This window comes from Hallella sp. (genome assembly GCF_037460745.1).
Taxonomy (GTDB): Bacteria; Bacteroidota; Bacteroidia; order Bacteroidales; family Bacteroidaceae; genus Prevotella; species Prevotella faecis.
The window spans coordinates 1-21,164 of the sequence record NZ_JAXVAE010000096.1 but is presented as its reverse complement, the minus strand read 5'-3'; the positions used below and the strand labels follow the sequence as shown (position 1 = coordinate 21,164).

Annotated in this window: 14 protein-coding genes; 4 read left to right on the top strand and 10 right to left on the bottom strand. The window is 52.5% G+C overall.

What is annotated here, in order from left to right; genetic code table 11:
- Nucleotides 1-7 precede the first annotated feature (7 nt).
- The gene (locus WKK33_RS05805; RefSeq protein WP_337569350.1) at nt 8-823 is read left to right on the top strand and encodes a DUF3108 domain-containing protein; all 816 of its coding nucleotides are present in this window, start codon (nt 8-10) and stop codon (nt 821-823) included.
- 677 nt (nt 824-1,500) lie between these two features.
- Here the strand turns inward: WKK33_RS05805 and rnc are convergent.
- From rnc to WKK33_RS05790, 3 genes are all read right to left on the bottom strand, one after another.
- Entirely contained in the window at nt 1,501-2,610 is a 1,110-nt protein-coding gene (gene rnc / locus WKK33_RS05800; RefSeq protein WP_337932905.1) for a ribonuclease III, read from the bottom strand.
- Nucleotides 2,610-3,872: a beta-ketoacyl-ACP synthase II gene (gene fabF / locus WKK33_RS05795; protein WP_337469281.1), complete on the bottom strand. Its 1,263-nt coding sequence runs from the start codon at nt 3,870-3,872 to the stop codon at nt 2,610-2,612. Before fabF ends, rnc begins: the two co-directional genes overlap by 1 nt.
- 88 nt (nt 3,873-3,960) lie before the next feature.
- Complete coding sequence (locus WKK33_RS05790; protein ID WP_215759316.1) at nt 3,961-4,197, bottom strand: acyl carrier protein; 237 nt, start codon at nt 4,195-4,197, stop codon at nt 3,961-3,963.
- 220 nt (nt 4,198-4,417) lie between these two features.
- On the opposite strand from WKK33_RS05790, the gene WKK33_RS05785 reads away from it, so the two are divergent.
- From WKK33_RS05785 to nadA, 3 genes are all read left to right on the top strand, one after another.
- Nucleotides 4,418-5,026 carry a DUF4254 domain-containing protein gene (locus WKK33_RS05785; RefSeq protein ID WP_215759317.1) on the top strand — a complete coding sequence of 203 codons (609 nt, stop codon included), beginning with the start codon at nt 4,418-4,420 and terminating at the stop codon, nt 5,024-5,026.
- Nucleotides 5,023-6,066, top strand: coding sequence for a glycosyltransferase family 9 protein (locus WKK33_RS05780; RefSeq protein ID WP_337469279.1), 1,044 nt, complete (start codon nt 5,023-5,025; stop codon nt 6,064-6,066). Before WKK33_RS05785 ends, WKK33_RS05780 begins: the two co-directional genes overlap by 4 nt.
- 544 nt (nt 6,067-6,610) lie before the next feature.
- On the top strand, nt 6,611-7,603 hold the full coding sequence (gene nadA, locus WKK33_RS05775; protein ID WP_337932904.1) for a quinolinate synthase NadA: 993 nt from the start codon (nt 6,611-6,613) through the stop codon (nt 7,601-7,603).
- On the opposite strand, the gene WKK33_RS05770 is transcribed toward nadA, so the two are convergent.
- From WKK33_RS05770 to WKK33_RS05740, 7 genes are all read right to left on the bottom strand, one after another.
- Nucleotides 7,600-8,562: an acyltransferase family protein gene (locus WKK33_RS05770; RefSeq protein WP_337932903.1), complete on the bottom strand. Its 963-nt coding sequence runs from the start codon at nt 8,560-8,562 to the stop codon at nt 7,600-7,602. The genes nadA and WKK33_RS05770 overlap by 4 nt on opposite strands.
- Nucleotides 8,559-9,968, bottom strand: coding sequence for a hypothetical protein (locus WKK33_RS05765; RefSeq protein WP_337932901.1), 1,410 nt, complete (start codon nt 9,966-9,968; stop codon nt 8,559-8,561). The genes WKK33_RS05770 and WKK33_RS05765 overlap by 4 nt, the downstream gene beginning before the upstream one ends.
- 8 nt (nt 9,969-9,976) lie before the next feature.
- On the bottom strand, nt 9,977-12,049 hold the full coding sequence (locus WKK33_RS05760; RefSeq protein WP_337932900.1) for a two-component regulator propeller domain-containing protein: 2,073 nt from the start codon (nt 12,047-12,049) through the stop codon (nt 9,977-9,979).
- Between the two features lie 132 nt (nt 12,050-12,181).
- Complete coding sequence (locus tag WKK33_RS05755; protein WP_287768967.1) at nt 12,182-12,784, bottom strand: non-canonical purine NTP diphosphatase; 603 nt, start codon at nt 12,782-12,784, stop codon at nt 12,182-12,184.
- The gene (locus WKK33_RS05750) at nt 12,781-13,734 is read right to left on the bottom strand and encodes a YitT family protein (protein WP_337469275.1); all 954 of its coding nucleotides are present in this window, start codon (nt 13,732-13,734) and stop codon (nt 12,781-12,783) included. Before WKK33_RS05750 ends, WKK33_RS05755 begins: the two co-directional genes overlap by 4 nt.
- A complete protein-coding gene (gene leuS, locus WKK33_RS05745; protein WP_337932898.1) occupies nt 13,735-16,593 on the bottom strand; it encodes a leucine--tRNA ligase in 2,859 nt (952 codons plus the stop codon).
- A 1,018-nt stretch (nt 16,594-17,611) separates the two neighbouring features.
- Nucleotides 17,612-20,494, bottom strand: a complete 2,883-nt coding sequence (locus WKK33_RS05740; protein ID WP_337932896.1) for an outer membrane beta-barrel protein — start codon at nt 20,492-20,494, stop codon at nt 17,612-17,614.
- Nucleotides 20,495-21,164 lie beyond the last annotated feature (670 nt).

Genomic DNA, 21,164 nt, shown 5'->3' with positions numbered 1-21,164 from the left:
AAGTATCATGAAACAAGCGAAAACATTTCTCCTGGCATGCTGCCTCATGCTGGCCATGCTGCCGGCAAAGGCGCAGTGTGGGTTCCATAACGACGCATTCAAGTCGGGCGAGTTTCTGTCCTATAATCTTTATTACAACTGGAAATTCGTGTGGGTGAAGGCCGGAACGGCTTCGTTCTCAACGGTTCAGAGCAAGCGCAACGGACAGCCTGCATGGCGCAGCAGCCTGATCACACGAGGCAACCAAAAGGTCGACAAGATGTTTGTGTTGCGCGACACCCTGCTGTGCTACAACACGCTCAACCTGGAACCCATCTACTACCGAAAAGGAGCACGCGAGGGATCGCGATACACCGTAGACGAGGTGTTCTACAGCTACCCCAACGGCAAATGCCACGTGAAGCAGCACCGACAGCACGGCAACGGAACCCACTCGTGGGAACAACACACCTACAACGACTGCGTGTTCGACATGATGAGCATCTTCCTACGCGCACGCTCGTTCAACCCAACGGGATGGCGGAAAGGGCACGACGTGAACTTCCCCATGGCCGACGGAAACGGGCGATACCCCGCCCGGCTGCGCTATGAGGGCAAGGTGAACGTCAAGACCGACGACGGACACACCTACAGATGCCTCAAACTGGCATACCTCGAGAACGAGAAAGGGGAGGGATTCAAGAAAATTGTGGACTTCTTCGTCACCGACGACAAGAACCATGTGCCCGTAAGGCTCGACATGCACCTCCGCTTCGGATCGGCCAAGGCGTTCCTCACAGGAATGAAAGGAACCAAGAGCCCCATCACATCAAGGGTGAAATAAGAAGGATAAAAGCGGCCTTGTAGACCGCCTGAAGCCCCAAAACGAAACGCCACAAGCATCAGAACATTGCTGATAGCTTGTGGCGTTTTACGTGGTTTATAGGCGTTCGAACCCTAAACCACAAACGGTCATTAGACCGATTTGGGTTAAAAGATATCCAAGAGCCTGACATCAAACTCTTGCGCAGTGCCTGAAACTTGATATATCTTATGCAAAAGAAACTGCCGCGTTTTCGTTATGAAAGAGGTCGTCTTTCCCATGATGAGAGCTATTTCGGATGGTTTAAAGCCGTAGCGAATCAAAACGCATAAACGGTAACAGTCTTTCGAAATCTGCTCAGTCTCAAATCTTACTATCCGAAAGTTTGGTATGGCACATTCCAGGTTTGCTATTAATTCTTCCCAATCAGCATCAGCCAACAATGTCTTGGATGGGTTGTTCAAGAAAGAGACAAAGCGTTTGTAAACGGCAGTTTGCTATATTGAGATAAGCAAAAACAAGTAAAAGCTTTCCTATAATGCTATTTATAAGCACCATAGGAAAGCTTTACTTGATTTTTTTCAACTGCACAATATGTTTATCGGAACGTGCGCGCTTTATGGTTGGAGCACTACGCACACTTCATCAGATACTGATAATAATATTTACAGCTTAGTATTTTTTGATGATAGTGGCCATCATGCCTCATGGGAGCTTCCGAAGGCTTCCTTCTCGGCGGCCGCAATGATGTCCTCACGGCTTTGAGCCTTGGCGCTGATGTCGCTCAGGTCGAACTCGTTGTCAGCGTTCTCGGTGCCGGCCATCGAATGGTTTTCGGCGTCACCCATCTCGCTGACGGCGGCCCTACGCTCGTCAACGGCACTTTCCCTCTCGGTGAACACACGCTCGCGGAAGGCCGTCTCGTGCTTCTCGTCGGCAACCACTTGGGTGCCATCCGTCACGATGAACGCGGAGCTCTCGCAGGTATCGGGCAACGCCTGCACAGGCTCCTCCTCCATCTTCGTGCGCTTGCCCTTGGCGGCAAACACGGCGTCGATGAACTGCGGCTCGCGTTTCAGCTTGTTGAGCGTGTCCTTCGAGGCCTTTTGCTGGCTTTCTTTCTTCGAGAATCCTTGTCCCTCGCAACCTGCCACGCCCTCCATGAACACCTGATAGGTGAACGTTGGACTGCCGCTCTGGTCTCTTCCGGTGCTGATCTCGCGGAACTCCATTTTCACCTTGTTGCGCTGCGTCCACTCGATGAGCTTGCTCTTGAAGTTCACCTCCTTGTAAGCCACCTTGTCGATGTTGATCATCTGCGACAGGATTCGCTTGTTGAGGAAGCGCATGCAGGCGTCGTAGCCACAATCGAGGTAGATGGCCCCCACGAGCGCCTCAAAGGCGTTGCCGCCCATATAGCTGTTGTGCGACATGGAATGGCCGCTCGAAAGGATGAGCTTGTTGATGCCCATCTCCACCGCCAGGCGGTTGAGCGTCTCGCGAGACACCAACTTCGATCGCGTGTTGGTGAGGAATCCCTCGCGCTTTCCGGGGAAATGGTGGTAAACGATGTCGCCCACAGCGGCGTCGAGAATGGCGTCGCCCAGAAACTCCAGGCGCTCATTGTTGACTGGTTTACCCTTCTTGTTGCGGTGCATGACGCTCTTGTGCATGAGCGCCATCTTGTAATAGCTGATGTCGCGTGGAACGAAACCGATGATGTCGCGTAAAGACAAATAAAGCTCCTTGTCCTTTCGGAAAGGGAGCCTTATTGTTTCTATCAAGTCTCTGAAAACAAACACGTTCATTATTCAGCGTATTTCTTAACGATGATGCAAGCGTTGTGACCGCCAAAACCGAAGGTGTTTGACAGCGCAGCGCGCACCTCGCGCTTCTGAGCCTTGTTGAATGTGAAGTTCAGGTTATAATCGATCTCGGGATCCTCGTCGCCCTCCTCATGGTTGATGGTAGGCGGAACGATGTCGTTCTTCACGGCCATCACACAAGCCATGGCCTCCACAGCGCCGGCGGCGCCCAGCAGGTGACCGGTCATGCTCTTGGTGGAGCTGATGTTGAGCTTGAAAGCCTGCTCACCGAACACGTCCTTGATGGCCTTGGCCTCAGAGATGTCGCCCACGTGTGTGGACGTTCCGTGCACGTTGATGTAGTCGATGTCGTTGACCGACATACCAGCGTCCTCGAGCGCTGCGTTCATCACGAGCTTGGCTCCGAGACCCTCGGGGTGCGACGCGGTGATGTGATAAGCGTCGGCGCTCATGCCCTCACCAGCGATCTCAGCATAGATCTTGGCGCCACGAGCCTTGGCGTGCTCCAGTTCCTCGAGCACGAGGCAACCTGCGCCCTCAGCCATGATGAATCCGTCGCGGCTGGCGCTGAACGGACGGCTAGCGTGCTCAGGATCGTCGTTACGTGTTGAGAGAGCCTTCATGGCGTTGAAACCGCCCACGCCAGTGGCGCAGATGGCACTCTCGGCACCTCCAGAGACGATGACGTCGGCCTTGCCCAGACGAATCAGGTTGAATGCGTCTGCCACAGCGTGCGTCGATGATGCGCAAGCGCTTGTCGTAGCGTAGTTGGGGCCATGGAAACCAAAGTGAATGCTGATTTGTCCGGCAGCGATGTCGGAAATCATCTTCGGGATGAAGAAAGGATTGAACTTCGGACCAGCCTCGATGTGCTGACCATAGTAGACCACCTCCTCCTGGAACGTGTGGATACCGCCGATGCCCACGCCGTAAACGACGCCGATGCGGCTCTTGTCCACCGTCTCAAGGTCGAGTCCCGAGTCCTTGACACCCTGGATGGCGCTAATCATGGCCAGCTGCGTGTAGCGGTCCATCTTGCGCACCTCCTTGCGGTCCAGGTAATCGCAGACATTGAGGTTTTTCACCTCGCAGGCGAACTTCGTCTTGAAGTTCGTCGTATCAAATTGTGTAATAGGTGCTGCGCCGCTTTTACCAGCCACGAGGTTCTGCCAGGTCTCCTCAGGCGAGTTACCGACTGGAGTAATGGCACCCAGACCTGTTACTACTACTCTCTTTAATTCCATTGATTGAAAATGATGTTAAAAGTTTAGCGTTTAGTGTGGTGACAATCTGTCGAGACAACACTAAACGCTAAACGGGATGGCTATCAACTTACTTGGCGTTCTCCTGGATATAGTTGATGGCGTCCTGCACGGTCTGAATGGTCTCAGCCTTGTCGTCAGGAATAGAGATACCGAACTCCTTCTCAAACTCCATGATCAGCTCGACGGTATCCAGTGAGTCGGCGCCCAGATCGTTAGTGAAGCTTGCCTCAGACTTAACCTCAGCCTCGTCTACACCCAGTTTGTCAACGATGATTGCCTTAACTTTTGATTCAATTTCTGACATAATTGTAAATTTTAAAATTGATTATTATTAGTTTCTTATCAAACAGGCTGCAAAGTAACTGATTTTTTGGTAAATACGCAAATATTTTTGAATAAAAGTGACTCTCGCTTGCACAAACACCCATACATTGTGCAAATATCTGTCACTATTTTATCTGTTATTTGTTGCATATCTCGAAATTAATAGGTATCTTTGCACGAAATCTAAATCACTATAAAGAATGTCATTTACAGCTCATTGCAACGTTATTTTTAACAAGGCCATCGAAGACTACCACGTCATCGACAACGTTGACACGCCTATCAACAACCCCTATGATCGCGATGAAATCGACAACCGTTTGTACCTGAAATGCTGGATTGACACCGTGCAATGGCATCTTGAGGACATCATCCGCGACCCACACATCGACCCCATTGAGGCTTTGGCACTGAAGCGCCGCATCGACCGCAGCAACCAGGACCGCACCGACCTTGTGGAGCAAATCGACTCTTACTTCCGCCAGAAGTACAGCGACGTCAAGCCTAAGGACGACGCTCGGCTGAACACCGAAAGCCCCGCATGGGCCATCGACCGCTTGAGCATTCTCGCCCTGAAGATCTACCACATGAAAGAGCAGGCCGAGCGCCACGACGCCAGCGAAGAGCACCGCCAGCGCTGCCAGGACAAGTTGGCCATCCTGTTGGAGCAACAGAAGGACCTGGGTACTGCCATCGACCAGCTGCTGGAGGACATTGAGGCTGGAAGGAAGTACATGAAAGTGTACCGCCAGATGAAGATGTACAACGACCCCAGCACCAACCCTGTGCTCTACGGGAACAAAAAATGAAGACAGACCACATTCTTGTCATACGCTTCTCGGCCATGGGCGATGTGGCCATGACCGTGCCTGTGGTGTGCGCACTTGCCCACCAATACCCGCACGTGCGCATCACCGTGCTGTCGCGGCCCTTTGCCCGTCCGTTCTATGAGAACCTTGCGCCCAACGTGGGGTTCATGGGAGCCGACACCAAAGGCGAGTACCATGGCATCAAGGGGCTCAACGCGCTCTACCGCAGGCTCACGGCGAAGAACTTCACAGCCATCGCCGACCTCCACAACGTGCTGCGCTCCGACTACCTGCGTATGCGATTCAACCTCGACCGCTACCGTGTGGCCCACCTCGACAAGCACCGCCCTGAACGCCGACAACTCACCTCGGCCAACAACAAGGTGCTCGAGCCGCTGCCCACAGCCTTTGAGAACTACGCCCAAGTGTTCGAGAAGTTGGGCTACCCCATCGACATGAGCCAAACCTATCCGCTCATGCCCACGGCGGCCAGCCTCAGGCAGCTACCAGCCGAGATAGGCGAGAAGAAGCCATTCCAGCAGTGGATAGGCATCGCGCCATTTGCGGCGCACCGCGGAAAGGCATATCCCATCGAGAAGATGGAGCAAGTGGTGGCCACCCTGATCCACAACCACCCGTCGTGCCGCATATTCCTCTTCGGAGGAGGCGACAAGGAGAAGCAGCTCATCAGCGGCATCACCGAGCGCCACGCCAACTGCGTGAACGTGCCGTCGTTGCTCAACGGACTCACCGAGGAGCTCATGCTCATGAGCCATCTCGATGTCATGGTGAGCATGGACAGCGCCAACATGCACATGGCCTCGCTCGCGGGCACCACGGTGGTCAGCGTGTGGGGCGCCACGCATCCCTATGCCGGTTTCTTGGGCTGGAAACAGTCGATGGACAACGCCGTGCAGCTCGACATGCCCTGCCGCCCCTGTTCCATCTTCGGCAACAAGAAATGCCTCAGGGGCGACCATGCCTGCATGATGACCCTCGACCCCCAGCTTATAATAAATAAGGTGGAGGCCAACCTGTAAGCCACATCTATCCTTCCCACATTTTACACTACGCCACACTCGGACCGATAGGATTCACACCGTGAACCTACGGTCCGAGTGTGGCGTTTTTTATTATGCTTGTTTGTTGCAAACAGGTTGTTGATAACCCTGTGGATAACTGGCTGAAAAGCGTAGGGATAACCCTGTGCATAACCTCGGGGTTATCCACACTTCAGGTCCACACCCTGAAAATCGTGGATATCAACAGGGTTATGCAAAAGATTATAGTCATTTTTCCACAGTTTTTGATGGGGAAAAGATATAAACTTATTAACTTTGCATACATAACAACAATTGTGGATAAACGGCTAAGGGATTGATAATCAACCGGAAGATATGATTGACGTATGTGGATAAGCCCACCCATTGTGTGGATAGCAGGAAAGGCGCTTTTGGGGCGTTTCAGTTATCAACATTTCCACAGGCTATCATCATACTCTTTTATTTTTTCTTTTAAAATAAAAAAAGAAAGATAATAATAAAAGGGCGTTGAAAACCATCCCGGCATGAAACGAAAACAGATATGGTAAAACAAAGCTGGAAGGAGAAAGGATTCGTAGATGAGCCTGTCGATAGCTCGCTCGACCTGAAGAAGGAGATTCGAAAACTGTGCCAAGAGAAGGATGCCATCATCCTGGCCCACTACTACACCACCGGCGACATACAGGACATTGCCGACTTTGTGGGCGATTCTTTGGCTTTGGCGCGCAAGGCTGCCGAGGCCAACGCCAAGGTGATGGTGATGTGTGGCGTGCATTTCATGGCCGAGACGTGTAAGTTGCTCTCGCCCGACAAGACGGTGCTCTGCCCCGACCTCACCGCGGGCTGCTCGCTGGCCGACAGTTGCAAGGCCGACGACCTGAAGGCTTTCAAGGCCGAGCATCCCGGCTATCAGGTGGTGAGCTATGTCAACACCACGGCTGCCGTGAAGGCGCTCACCGATTGTGTGGTGACCTCTGGCAACGCCAAGAAGGTCATCGACAGCTTCCCCGCCGACGCCAAGATCATCTTTGGCCCCGACTATAACCTGGGCAACTACATCAACTCGGTGACGGGGCGCAGCATGCTGCTTTGGAATGGCGGTTGCCATGTGCACGAGAAATTCTCGGTATCGGAGATCGTGAAGCTCAAGGCCGAGCATCCTGAGGCCGTTGTCATGGCCCATCTGGAGTGTAAGGCGCCTGTGCTGGCCGTGGCCGACGTGAAGGGGTCCACCGCCACCATGCTCAAGTATGCTCAGGAGCATCCCGAGACGCGCTCGTTTATCGTGGCCACCGAGGCGGGCATCCTCCACGAGTTGCAGCGCACCTGTCCCAACCAGGAGTTCATTCCCGTGCCTCCCGAGGTGTCGGAGGGCTCGTTGGGCTGTTCGTGCAACGAGTGCGAATACATGAAGAAAAACACGTTGCAGAAGATCTACAACGCGCTGAAGGAGGGATGGCCGGCCATCGAGATCGACGCCGACGTGGCGCGCGACGCCGTGAAACCCATCAAGCGAATGCTCGAACTGAGTTAGTGGCGCAGCTTCCGCCAGGCTTTTTTCATGGCCCACGGTCCGTAGAGGCCCATGAGGAAGGCCAATGGCACATACACCACCGGGGGCAGGCTCACAAAGTGGAGCAGCACCTGGAGGGCCGCAATTTGGAAGAAGCCGCTATAAAGGTAAATGGTATAGGTGTACCCAAAGAGGTGGTCGAGCGCATGGGCGCCGCGGCGCTCGTAGAGCAGCGCCAGGCCGATGCTCATCAGAATGCCGTTGAGCGCCATGAGCAGGTCGGTCAGCGAGCCTTGGGGCACATACATCAATAGGACAGACAGAGCCAGTGTCGTGATGAAAACCATCGCGGCATTGGCTTTTTTGATGGCCGTTTCCACGCGCGACGCTTGGTACTGGTAGCCCAAGGCGAAATAGAACAGGTAGAACACCACGCCGACGATGTTGAGCAGGCTGTCCTTTGCGAAGGGCATCAGGCAGTCGACCACGCCCAATGCGCCCAGCGCCACCATGCCGCCCGTGGTGGTGGCATGCCGTCCCAGGGTCTTGCGCGCCAAGATAAACACGGTGAACACGAGAAACAACGTGGGCATGAACCAATAGGCGCCAAACACGTTGTGGTAGGGAATGAGCAGCTGGTCGAGGTAGTCGTGAAGGTTGAGTTGGATGGGACGCACGCTATAACGCGACATCAGGGCCTTGGGAACAAAGAACAGGCTGCTGATGACCACATAGGGCACCAACAACCGTCGGGCCTTGCGCGCCATGTATCCGGTGCGCCCAGAGAGTTGCAGATGGGCCAAGTCGCCATGCACATACTTGAGCAGGTAGCCCGATATAAAGAAGAACAGGGGCATGTGGAACCCGTAGATCCATCTTATGAAGGGTGTGTCGCTGGGAAATTGGTAGAAGGAATGGCCCAGCACCACAAGGATAATGCCGAACGTTTGTAGGAACAATATGTCGCGTAGTTGCTTCATCGCTCAATGACTTGAATGTTTTTCCCATCCACAATCCACACGTGGTCGTAGCCCTCGCGTAGCTTTTCCTGTGCCAACTGTTGTGGGTTGTTGTCGGGTGTCATTATGGTTGCGTGCAGTTCTTGCGGCCATTTGCCTCCCGTTTGCCACACCACGGCGTTGCCCCATCCGTAGGAGTCGTAGGGTATTACGCAGAAACTCGAGTATTTGTGCTCTCCATGGTCCACACAGATGCAATGCACGCGGTGTGTGGGCTTGTGCGTCTGCCTGATGGTTTCGAGGGCCATTTGGTAGCCGTCCATGCCCGATTGGTACGCCTTTTCCCAATGGCGTGCGCCGACGGCGATCGCCGACACGACATAAAGAATCAGGGCGCCCAGTGCCGTCCTCCTGATGTTTCCCTCCTTGGGCATGAGCCATCCGGCCAGCAAGGCCAGTGGGGCCAGTCCGGCATAGGCGTGCATGGTGCTGAAGAGGGTTAGCAGGTGGGGGGCGACGGCCACAAGCGAGGCTGCCAACAGGCCCCACAACCGCCTGTCGCAGCGCCTACGGTAGGCGTTGAGAAGGTTCAGCGCGAAGTAGGGTGCCGACAGGGTGAGTGTGAGCAAGAGGTAAGGCACGTTGCGGCTCGGGCGATGGAACACGCTGACAAAGTCGAAAGAGGTATAGGATAACAGCACATATTTGGCCACGTTGGATAGCCTTCCGGCCAGGGGAATGTTGAAATACGCGTTCTCTTCCTTTTCATAGCTATTGGGCAATGCGAGTCGGAGGGTTCCGTAAACGATGAGCAGGCCCATCGCCCACGCCAGATGCCGACAGGCTTGTCGCCCCGATACCTTGTTGAAAAGCCAGCCCACCCAAGGGCTAATGAACAGCCACATGGCGCCGTTCTCCTTGCACAGGGTGGCCGTGGCGCACAGCAGGAGCCACGAGGGAATGGCGTGGCGCTTGCCGCTGAGGTACACCCACAGGGCGGCCAAGCCCCAACAGGAGGCGTACGTTTGGTTGAGCGAGTCGATGGAGAGCAGTGTGCCGAGGATGGCGGGCGACACATAGTGGATCGTGGCTGCCGTGAGGCGCGCTGCCGGGTGGAAGTCCAACCGTCGGGCTATGAGCCAAACCCACAGCGTTGCCAGGGCGTGTCCGAGGTAGACGCAGAGGTGGTTGAGTGTGGGAAACCAACGGTCGCCCATCGCCACGACATAGCCGAACGCACCGTCGAAGGGTCGCCAATAGTCGCCATACGGCAGGAGATACTTCCAAAAGTCGGGGTCGGTGTTGGGATAGGTGGTGTAGGTCCAATCGTCGAAGGTGGGACGTAGCAGCGTCAGCGCGTAGACCACGGCGGGCGCGGTAAGCAGCATCAGCGCAAATGCGATTCTCTCTTGGCGGCTTGTGGGCATGGTCGTGGTTAGTTGATGATGGCCACCTTGCATACTACCCCTGTCTCGCCATCGGCCGTGGCCACCGCCACCATGTAGACGCCACTGGCCACACGGCGTCCGTCGCGGTCCAATCCATACCATTTGTATTGGTTTCCGTTGGCTTTTCCTTCGCTCACGAGCGATCCGTTGGCCGTCAGGATCTTCACGTCGGCGTTGTTTTCAAGGCCCGTAATGGTGATGGGGCCAGCGTAGTCGGGGCGCACGGGGTTGGGATAAGCATACACGTTGTCCTTCGTCATGCCGTCGCCGCTGGGGATGGGTGCCGTGTAGGAGCATAGGCCTTTGTCGGTTCCTATGAACAGCTCACCGCTTTTCTCGTCGAGGGCCAGCGCCAGGATGTTGTCGGATAGGAGAGGGCTGTTGCTGGCCGTGAAGTGTTGCAGCTGCGATATGTTGTCGCTGCCAATGAGATAGATACCCGCCCCTCCCGTTCCAAACCACTTTCGGTTGGCCTTGTCGATGACACAGGCGGTGATGTCGGTGCCTGCCAGCAGGTAGTCGGCGTAGTTGGTACCGTCGTTGCGGGGCACTTTCACCTGCGTCATAATCGGGATGTTGGCCGTAATCTGGTCTGTTTCGAGCATGAGCGGTCCCTGGTTGGTTCCTATCCACATGTTTCCGTTGGTGTCTTCGGCGATGCATCGCACATTGTTGAGCATCACCTCGGTTCCGTCTTGGTTGGTGAACGACTTGTAGCTGTTCATGCCATTGTTGGTGAAGTCGTAGGCGAAGAACGAGGGCGTGACGTGGTTGTTGTTGACAAACCACATCAGTCCACGACTGTCGATCGTCATGTCTTTCAGGTCGCCGAGGCTTTTGTTGCTGAATCCGCCATCGTTGAGTCCCATCAGTTCCGGCCGGTCGCGCGTCACCCACTCTCCATCGGCGGTGAGCTCTATCAGCGACCGCGATGGCGCCTGGCTGTTGAGCATCCACAGGTTGCCGTCGTTGTCATACTTGAGGCCCGTCACCATTTGGTATTCCTTGTCCGAATTGTTGTACGATTGGATGGGCGAGTTCTCGTTGTTGTAGTAGGCCACGAAGCGCCCATTGCTGAATTCGTAGAGGCCGTTGCGGCCTGCCGCCATGATATGGTTGCTGTTCTTGGGGTCGACGTCTATGGCGAGAATGTCTTGGTAGCGTCGTCCTGTGATGGCTTCTATGTCGTCTTGGTAGATGGTCCATGTGTTGTTTTCGAGCACCTGTATGCTTCCGGGCTTCACATCGAACGTTCCATTGCAGCTGAACAGCTTGTTGCCGTAGAGCTTTAGGAATCCGCAGTAGTTGGTCTTTGGGCCCCCAGGCGCGAGCGTCTTCACGATGTTGAGCAATTCCTCGTCCATGGTTTTCTTACGCCACTTGTAGTTTCCCGATCGCGTCCATTGGTTGGGGTCGAGGAGGTTGGCCGTGAGCGGTGCGCGATACATGCCGTTTGCCATGCTGGCGGCATAGAGGTATCCGTCCTTGATGTAGCTGTAGTTCACCTTGAATCCCAGTTGGTAGGTGTCGCTGATATTCCCATTGGCCACGTTGATCTTCACTATGCCGAAGCCCGTCGAGAGGTATGCGTAAGCGCCGTCTACGTAGATGTCGTTGACGGTCTTGTCGGTGGTCATCGTCTTGTTCATGTAGTCGGCCATGTTCACCACGTTGCCGTTGGCCTCCAGCAGGTCGATGTTGTAATTGGAGTAGACTATGACGAGCCGTTTGGCTTTCTGGCACCATGCTATGTGGGCAATGCCGCAATCGGAGAGCGCATTGATTTTGTCGTAGGTTTGCAGGCTCTGGTCGCTCGTGTCGTAGCTGTAAAGGCCCTCTGAGGCCAGCACATAGATCATGTTTCCCGATGCGCGCTCTATCTCCGTGGGCTCGCTGTAGGCCAGGTAGCTTTTCCATTGTGCGTTGGCGGGTAGCGAAACGAGGGCCGACAGCATCGTGATGCAGATGCTGGCCCATAGCCTTTGGCCCCAAGATGCAGGCTTGTAGGCTAACGCGTTGGGGCGATGGGTATGTTGGTTGGTGGTGAAAAGATGAATCATAATCGTTGTATTACATATATAATATGTAAACGAGAAAACCTCCGTTCTATTGTTTGAAAGCCTCGTTGGGGTGATAAAAAAAGAGCAGTTCGTTGGTTGGAACTGCTCTTTATATAGGTAACATGTTTGTGTCTATCCCTCGGTCTTGAGCCATTCGGCCAGTTTCTTCACAGCCCTGGCGCGGTGGCTTATTTGGTTTTTAATTTCCTCGCCGAGCTCCGCAAAGCTCTTGTCGTAGCCTTCGGGAATGAATACGGGGTCGTATCCGAAGCCTTCCGAGCCATGCTTCTCGCGGTCGATCCGTCCTTCCACGACGCCCTCAAACTGGTATTCGCGGCTACACACGGGGTTTCCGCCTTCCATCTGTATGAGTGAGATGACGGTGCGGAATCGCGCCTTGCGGTTGTCGTTGTCGCCCAGTTCACGGAGCAGCTTGGCCATGTTGGCCTCGCTGTTGTGGTCGGTCCCCTCGGCGTAGCGTGCCGAGTGCACACCGGGAGCGCCTCCCAGGGCGTCGACCTCCAGTCCTGTGTCGTCGGCGAAGCAGTCGATGTGGTAATGGTCGAAGACATACTCGGCCTTTTGATGCGCGTTGGCTTCAAGGGTGTTGCCCGTTTCGGGAATATCCTCGTGGCAACCGATGTCGGCCAACGATAGGATTTCAAACTGGTCGCCCAAGATCTCCCTGATTTCCTGGAGCTTGTGCTGGTTGTTGGTTGCGAACACTATTTTCATTTCGCTGCTAATTTTTTGTTTTTCTTATCCTTGGGCAAGCTCACCTTGATCTTGTCGAATCCCTCTCCATACACACCGATGACGGCCGATTGCGATACGAAAGCGTTCGGGTCGATCATCTTGATGAGTCGGAAGATGGTGGTGCTCTCCCGCTTTTTGGCAAGGATACACAGCACCTTCATGTCTTGTCCGGTGTACCAGCCGTGTCCGTCGAGAATGGTCACTCCATGGTCCATTTCCATACCGATGGCGTTGGCTATCTCTTGGTATTTCTTGGAGAATATCATGAACTGCACCGATTCGCGCCGTGCGTTCATCACATAGTCGAGCGTGAAGTTCTCGATGGCCATGGTGCATAGTCCGAACACCACCATGTGCACGCGGTCGAGGCCCGCTCCAAACTGCGGGATGAACAGGCAGGATCCGATGATGATGAAGTCGACACCGATGAGCACTTGTCCCAACGACAGGTTATAGTACTTGTTGACCGATGCGGCAATGATGTCGGTTCCGCCCGTCGAACCATTGTTCATGAACACGATGGCGAGCGACGTTCCTGTGAGCGTACATCCTATGAGGAGCGACATGAAGTCTTGGCCCTCGCCTAAGATCTTCACATAGCTGCCGTCGGGATTGGTGGGAGCGATCGAACCAGCCAGCCAGAGCAGGAAGGCGAGCACGAAGATGGCGTAGATGGTTTTCAGCAGAAACTTCAGGCCCAATATCTTCAAGGCCACCACGAGCAGCAATCCGTTGATCACCATGTAGGTGTCTTGGATGGGTATTTTTGTGGCGTAGAACACGATGGCCGCCGTACCCGTCACGCCACCCGTCACAATCTTGTAGGGCATGAGGAAGATTGTGAAGGCGAAGGCGTAGAGCATGAGGCCGAGGGTGATGAAGACGTAGTCCTCTACCTCTTTCCAAATGAGCTGGTTCTTGATCTTCATTTACTTGATAACGATATTGATGATTTTACGGGGTACCACGATGACCTTCACGATGTTCTTGCCCTCGGTGTACTTGTTGCTTCTCTCGTCTTCGAGTGTGGCCTTCTCGATGTCGTCCTTCGTGGCGTTGGCGGCAAACGTCTTTTGGAAACGCGCCTTGCCGTTGAAGCTGACGGTCATCTGGATCTCGTTCTCCACAAGATACTTCTCGTTCCACTCGGGCCACTGTGCGTCGCAAACGGTGGTTTGCTCGCCCAGCTGGTGCCACAGCTCCTCGGCGATGTGGGGAGCGAACGGTGCGACGAGGATGACCAGCGTGCGCAGCAACTCGCGGTTGTGGCACTGCTGCTGGCCCAACTCGTTCACGCAGATCATGAAGGCCGAGATCGACGTGTTGTAGCTGAACGACTCGATGTCTTGCGTTACTTTCTTGATGAGCTTGTGCACGCTCTTGAGCGACTCCTTCGAGGGCTCCTGCTCGTCGACGATCCATTGGTCGGTGCGGTTGTCCCAGAACAGGTTCCAGAACTTCTTGAGGAAGCGGAAACAGCCGTCGATGCCGTTGGTGTCCCAAGGCTTGGAAGCTTCTACTGGGCCGAGGAACATCTCGTAGAGGCGCAGCGTGTCGGCGCCATAGTCGTTCACGATGTCGTCGGGGTTGACCACGTTGTACATCGATTTCGACATCTTCTCGATGGCCCAGCCACACACATACTTGCCGTCCTCGAGGATAAACTCGGCGTTTTTGTACTCGGGGCTCCAGTTCTTGAAGGCCTCGATGTCGAGGATATCGTTCTTCACCAGGTTCACCCAAGCGTGGATGGGTGTCACATCCTTGTAGTTCTTGCGCAGGCCGGCCGACACGAACACGGGCTTCTCTGCCGTGCTCAGCTCGTTGACGCGGTACACGAAGTTGCTTCGTCCCTGGATCATGCCCTGGTTGATGAGCTTCTGGTAGGGCTCCTCCTCGCAGCTCACGTTGTAGTCGTGGAGCACCTTGTTCCAGAAACGCGAGTAGATGAGGTGACCTGTGGCGTGCTCGGTGCCGCCCACATAGAGGTCTACATGGCGCCAATACTCATCGGCCTTCTCCGACACCAGTTGCTTGTCGTTGTGCGGATCCATGTAGCGCAGGTAGTAGGCCGACGATCCGGCGAAGCCAGGCATGGTGTAGAGGTCGATGGGAAACACGGTCGTGTTGTCGATGAGGCTCTTGTCGACCACCTCGTTCTTGGTGGTGTCCCACGCCCATTTCTCGGCGCGTCCCAATGGTGGCTCACCGCTCTCCGTGGGCTTATATTCCTTGATCTCAGGCAGTTGGATGGGCAGGCACTCCTCAGGAATCATCTGTGGCATGCCATCCTTGTAGTAAACGGGGAAGGGTTCGCCCCAGTATCTCTGTCGGCTGAAGATGGCGTCGCGCAGGCGATAGTTCACCTTGACGCGTCCGAGGTGGTGGCTGGTAACAAACTCCTTGGTCTTGGCGATGGCCTCCTTCACGGTGCATCCGTTGAGGCTGAATCCGTCGAGCGTCTCCTTGCCGGCCACGGGCGAGTTCATAACGATGCCCTCCTTGGCGTCGAAGCTCTCCTCCGACACGTCGGCACCCTCGATGAGGGGAATGATGGGCAGGTTGAAATGCTTGGCGAAGGCGTAGTCGCGCGAGTCGTGGGCAGGCACGGCCATGATGGCGCCCGTGCCGTATCCGGCAAGCACGTATTCGGAAATCCACACGGGGATGTTCTCGCCGGTGAAGGGATTGACGGCGTAGGAGCCGCTGAACACACCCGTCACCTTGTGGTCCGACATGCGGTCGAGCTCGGTACGGCTCTTCACATAGTCGAGATACTGGTCGACCTCGGCCTTCTGCTCAGCCGTGGTCATGGTGGCCACGAGCTCGCTCTCGGGGGCCAGCACCATGAACGTAACGCCGAAGATGGTGTCGGCGCGTGTGGTGAAGATGGTGAACGACTCGTCGGTGCCGGCAATCTTAAACTGCATCTCGGTACCCTCCGAGCGTCCGATCCAGTTGCGCTGCGTCTCCTTGATCGAGTCGCTCCACTCTACGGTGTTGAGGCCGTCGAGCAAACGCTGGGCGTAGGCCGACACGCGGAGGCACCACTGGCTCATCTTCTTCTGCACCACGGGGAATCCGCCGCGCACCGATACGCCTTCCACCACCTCGTCGTTGGCAAGCACGGTGCCCAGTCCGGCGCACCAGTTGACCATCGTCTCGCCCTTGTAGGCGATGCGGTAGTTCATCAGCGTCTCTTCCTTTTGCTTCTCGCTCATCGCCTTCCACTCGTCGGCCGTGAACGAGAGCTCCTCGCTCTGCGCCACGTTGAGGCCCTCGGTGCCCTGCTTCTCAAAGTGCTCCACCAGTTGGCTGATGGGCAGTGCCTTCTGCTGGTCGTTGTCGTAGAACGACATGAACATCTTTTGGAAGGCCCATTGTGTCCAGTGGTAATAGCCGGGGTCGCATGTGCGCACCTCGCGGTCCCAGTCGAAGCAGAATCCGATCTTGTCGAGCTGCTCGCGGTAGTGGTTGATGTTTGCCTCGGTAGTGATGGCCGGGTGCTGGCCGGTCTTGATGGCATACTGCTCGGCGGGCAGTCCGTAAGCGTCGTATCCCATGGGGTTGAGCACGTTGAAGCCACACTGGCGCTTGTAGCGTGCGTATATGTCGCTGGCAATATAGCCTAAGGGGTGGCCCACATGCAAGCCTGCTCCCGACGGATAGGGGAACATGTTGAGCACGTAGAACTTCTTGCGGTTAGCGTCCTCTGTAACCTTGTAGGTCTTCTGTTCTACCCAAGTTTTTTGCCATTTTTTCTCAATCTCTCTGAAATCGTAGTTCATTGTGTTATTGTGTTTTTGTTTTTTTTTCTGTATAAATATAACTGCTGCTATAATTAAAGATGTCTGCAAAGATACTTTAAAATGCAGAGAAATCAAAGCGAAAGGATGAGTTTTTCTTGGTTCATCAGCTATTTGGGGAGCAATTTGCGGGGTTCTTTCTTCGCCACGCTTTGTAACCGCCAGCTTGAATGTTGCGCCGCACCATCCCATGTGGCCAATCATGCTCCATGGGGGTGTGGCAAAAGTCAAACTATGCGGACAGAAAGCCCAATGCTCTCCTTATGAGGGATGTGTCAACAGTTAAACTATGCAGGCTGAAAGCCCAATGATCTCCTTAGCACAGGGCAGCGCCCTGGGTAGCGCCACGCCCTGTAAGGGAAAAAGTCCACACAACACGCTCCGTTTCAACGCTTTTGCTATTTCGTAGCACTTGGCTCATCCATTGCTATCCACCGCAGAGCGTTCTTGTTTAGGCAAGTGGCAGAGCCGAGCGGCCGCGTCTGAGTCTCTCATGTGTGTCCATTATCACTCCAAATGCCGTCTGAGCCCTAAAAAAGCCAACAATCTATAGCCCAAACTACACGTTTCTTTTCCACGACGGAAATGTTTGGCCGAAATACGCCATTCTCAGCGCATTTATGTAATTGCTTAATAATCAAAGCGTTGTGGTGATTTGTTAGCATTCCGCACTCCCAATTTCGCATTTCCCCTTGCGGTTAGGCATGTTTCGCACCCCGAAACATGCCCGATCGCAAGACGATACCTTCCCAACGGTGGCTCGGTTAGGCATCTTTCGCCACTCGATACCTGCCTAACGGCACGCGCACCTCTCATTTTAGGTACTGCGATAGCATAAGAATGGCTTTTTCGTGCTCTATTTCACGCAAAAACACGACACAACTTTTTAACCAAAAAACACAACAGTGAACCTCTCCATTGCTATCGGTAATCGTCATCATAGTCCAATGATTGATACCGTTAGACCAATAAGTTGGCGTTTGAAGGCCAATCGTTTGTTTTACTTTTTGGTTTTCTTACTGCTGAACTGCCAGATGAAATGGAACATCACGTGGCGCCTAAGCACATTGCTGACGCTTTCGGTCGTGGCTTGGGCTGTAACGACCTTGTAGATGTTCTTGCGCTGGCCAAGGATGTCCACTGCGTTTAGGCTCAGGGTGATGTTGTTTCTGAAAGATTTTGTCAAGCCTATGTTCCAAATAAGTTCATTGTCGTTCATGGAGTGGTCGCTATAACCTCTTCTTGATTCGCTTTTAAACTCAGTGTTGAAACGGATAGACGCAGGGAGTTCGATGCGGGCAGAGGCCTGCAAGCCATATAAAAAGGCATTGATGCTCTCAAAGCCCAGCCTTTGCGAAACACTTCTGTGAAATGTCAGATAAGGTGCAATCGTGCCTATGCATTTTGTATTTCTCGACGTGAACATATATTCCAACTTCTCCGAGACGACCGAATTGTGCACAGTGCTTTTGTTCTCATATTCCTTTTCTGATGCGCCGCTGAAATCGATGCTCTGGATATAAGTGTATGAAAGGACGTTGGATAATTTGTGTTTATAGCTCTTGTCCAAGTAGAACGAATTGTTTAATATGGCAGAAAAATCCTGGTTGCCGTTGATATTGCGTGGCGTGTAGAGATATTTGCCGTTCGTTTTGTCGTAATAAATAGCTGTGGCAACTTTGTTTCTGTAATAGTTATACGAAACAGAAATCGCGTGGCTGTGCATCAAGACCGGGCGCCAGTTGTATGAGCCGTTTAACGTGTAGCTGGTTGTGTTCTTCAGATTTTCATTACCCTGCGTAACGGCCACCTCGTATATGTCGTTGCGCTGATTGACAAGATTGAACAACGCGGGCATGGACTTTTTGGTTGAGAAGTTAAGAGAATAGCTACTGCCTGTGTTTCCGCTCATCCATTTTCGCAATTTGATGGTGATGTCAGGTGAAAACATTCGCCGGGTCACGACTTGTTCGTTGTCTCTTTGGTAAAAGTCGAGATTTCTCCTTTGCAAGGATAGAGGTACAGACACCTCGAAAGTATGCCCGTGAAATTGCAAAGCATAATTGATGCCCAGCGTGTATTTGTTCAAATGTTCTCTATATGAATAGGAATTATTCCTTTCTATTGTCCCCAAAAGGGCTTGTTGAGAAGGAAGCATACCCAACTCATATTCAGTATCCATGCCCCAGCCCGACAAGGATGCAAGGTTGTAGCAGTCTTTGTCAACATGAGATGTTTCATGGGCAAAGTTGACATTTACATCAATCGTGTGGATTTTCTTTAACAATGTGGTATAGGATGCTTTGGCCGACCACTGATAATTTTTAATACCATTATCTGTGAATAGGTTTTTCCATTTATTGGCGTTTTGGGAAGAGGCTATGTAATCGATGCCAAAGGTTTCATAAGTGTCAGTCGACAGCGTGGTGTACAGTCCGGTCAACTCCAAGCCAATCATGTCTGGTGTGTGAGGAATGTTATAAGTTTGGTTTACATTAAGCGACATCTGTGTGGAATGCGTTGGTGTGTATTTCTTGTTCAATACTCTGTTCACTCCATACATCAATAGATTCTCTCCAAGTGTCTTGGTCCTGATGCTATCGGCCCAGTTACCGCCAACCACATTGGCTATGTTTTCATTGGCGTTGAGTAGGGCTATATCCACATCGCCCTTCGACCGAACATGCACAAAGGCCGGCGTGATCGTCAGGTTGTATTTCTTTCTTGGGAACAGATCAAACGTATGGCTTGTTTGAACTGAAAAATTACGCGCTTTCGTGTTTCTTGATGTGAACGTATACGCATCCCCATCGCTTAGGAACGCGTCATACACTTGTCTGTAGGTTTGCTTTTCGTCGCTTCCCTGTATTCTAAATTTTCCTTCAACCCTATAAGCTTCTGATGGACTATCAACATTGTAATTGACGCCAGCCACGTGGAACTTCTTGTCGCCTGTACCGTCATCCATATTGTAAAGTTGTCCATTGTGGTCGATTTGCTCGTTATGGTTGGTGTTGTTTGATACGGCGTAGGCTGTCCATCGATACATGTCATGGATGCGCATGCCAAACAATCGGCCGTAATAGCGGTCGTCTGTGCCTATGCCTAAGTCCACGTTGCCCACAGTGGTTGAGTTGTAACCTTTTTTGAGCTTGACATCAAGAGCAAGAGGAGGCTGCTTGTCGAGCGACTTAAGCAACTCCAAGGAGTCGACATGCTCATAGATCTTGATGTTCTTAATCATATAAGCGGGCAGATTCTCAATAAGCGTCTCTCGGTCGCCATTGAAAAAGTTCTTTCCATTTAGCAAGAGCTCATCGACTTTTCTTCCGTTCGAGTAGATCTCATAATTGGGTCCAACAGAGATTCCTGGCATTTTTCTCAGCAAGTCATTTAGCACGAAGCCATATTGGGTGGCAAAGGTTTCGGCGTTATAAACCAGCGTGTCATTGCTAAAATAGAATTTCAACTTGGTAGCCTCCACCAACACTTCTGGCAGATCAAGGCTCTTGGATATCTTCTTCTTCAGACGGATGTCCTTGCCTTCTATTTCGTCTTCGCGCTTGTAAAACTTGATGCTCAATGGATAGTATGCCGTCTCACAATTAGGATTGGTGCACTTAATGATGTAATCACCTTCCCGTTCAACTTGAAAATAATACTTAATCTCTGTCTTCCCTGTTTTTATGTTGCCCTCGGGCCCCACATATCCACTGTCTACCGTAGTGCTATCAGAAGTAAGAAGAAACACTTGGGTGAGTGTATCCTGGTAAGCTTGATTGGTATAATAGTCTATGATCCTTCCTTTAAGAAGTTTTTGAGCGTAGGAGGCCTTCGCAAAAAACATCATACATAGGAATAAATACAGTAACTTTTTATTCATAAGGTTGGTTGATAAGATTATTTGAAATTATATTCAAATTGGCAAGGCCAACATTGTTAGCCATGCTAATCGGATTGTTGCGCTGTTAAAGCAAAGTACTTGTGCAAGTTATTTTTCCTGCTTTGTGGGCAATGGGCTTGATTTGGGTACAATGCATAGTTCTTTTCCATATCATTAGAAATGTCTTTTGTGGCATCTTGGGTCATCAGCCTTCTTTTGGCTCACAATAAGAACACCTGTATCGATTATTTATAGCATCACTAAAGCCACTCCCAATCTGCCATATAATAGGCCTTGATTAGGATAATCCTTGGAATGTAACATCATGTGATGCAACAGTCGTTGTTCGGTAGAGAAGTGTTTTCTAATAACTTTCATGGTTAGTTGTTTTTAGGTTAATGCATAGCAAATGATTCTTATGGAACTATTTGTTATACCTTCCTTAGGGTTACAAAGTTATAGTATTTTTTTCGTATTTGATGTATACAAAAATCAGAAAATTCTACCAATTTCTTAGATAGCCTTGTTTTTTTCAATGTATGTATTATATTTGCACATAATTAAAGTTCAGGGGTTATGGATACTTCCTTATTTCGGTCTAATGACCGATTTAGGTTTAGTACTGATGCGATAAAATCGTAACTATTCAGCGAAAGGGCATGGCGGGGTA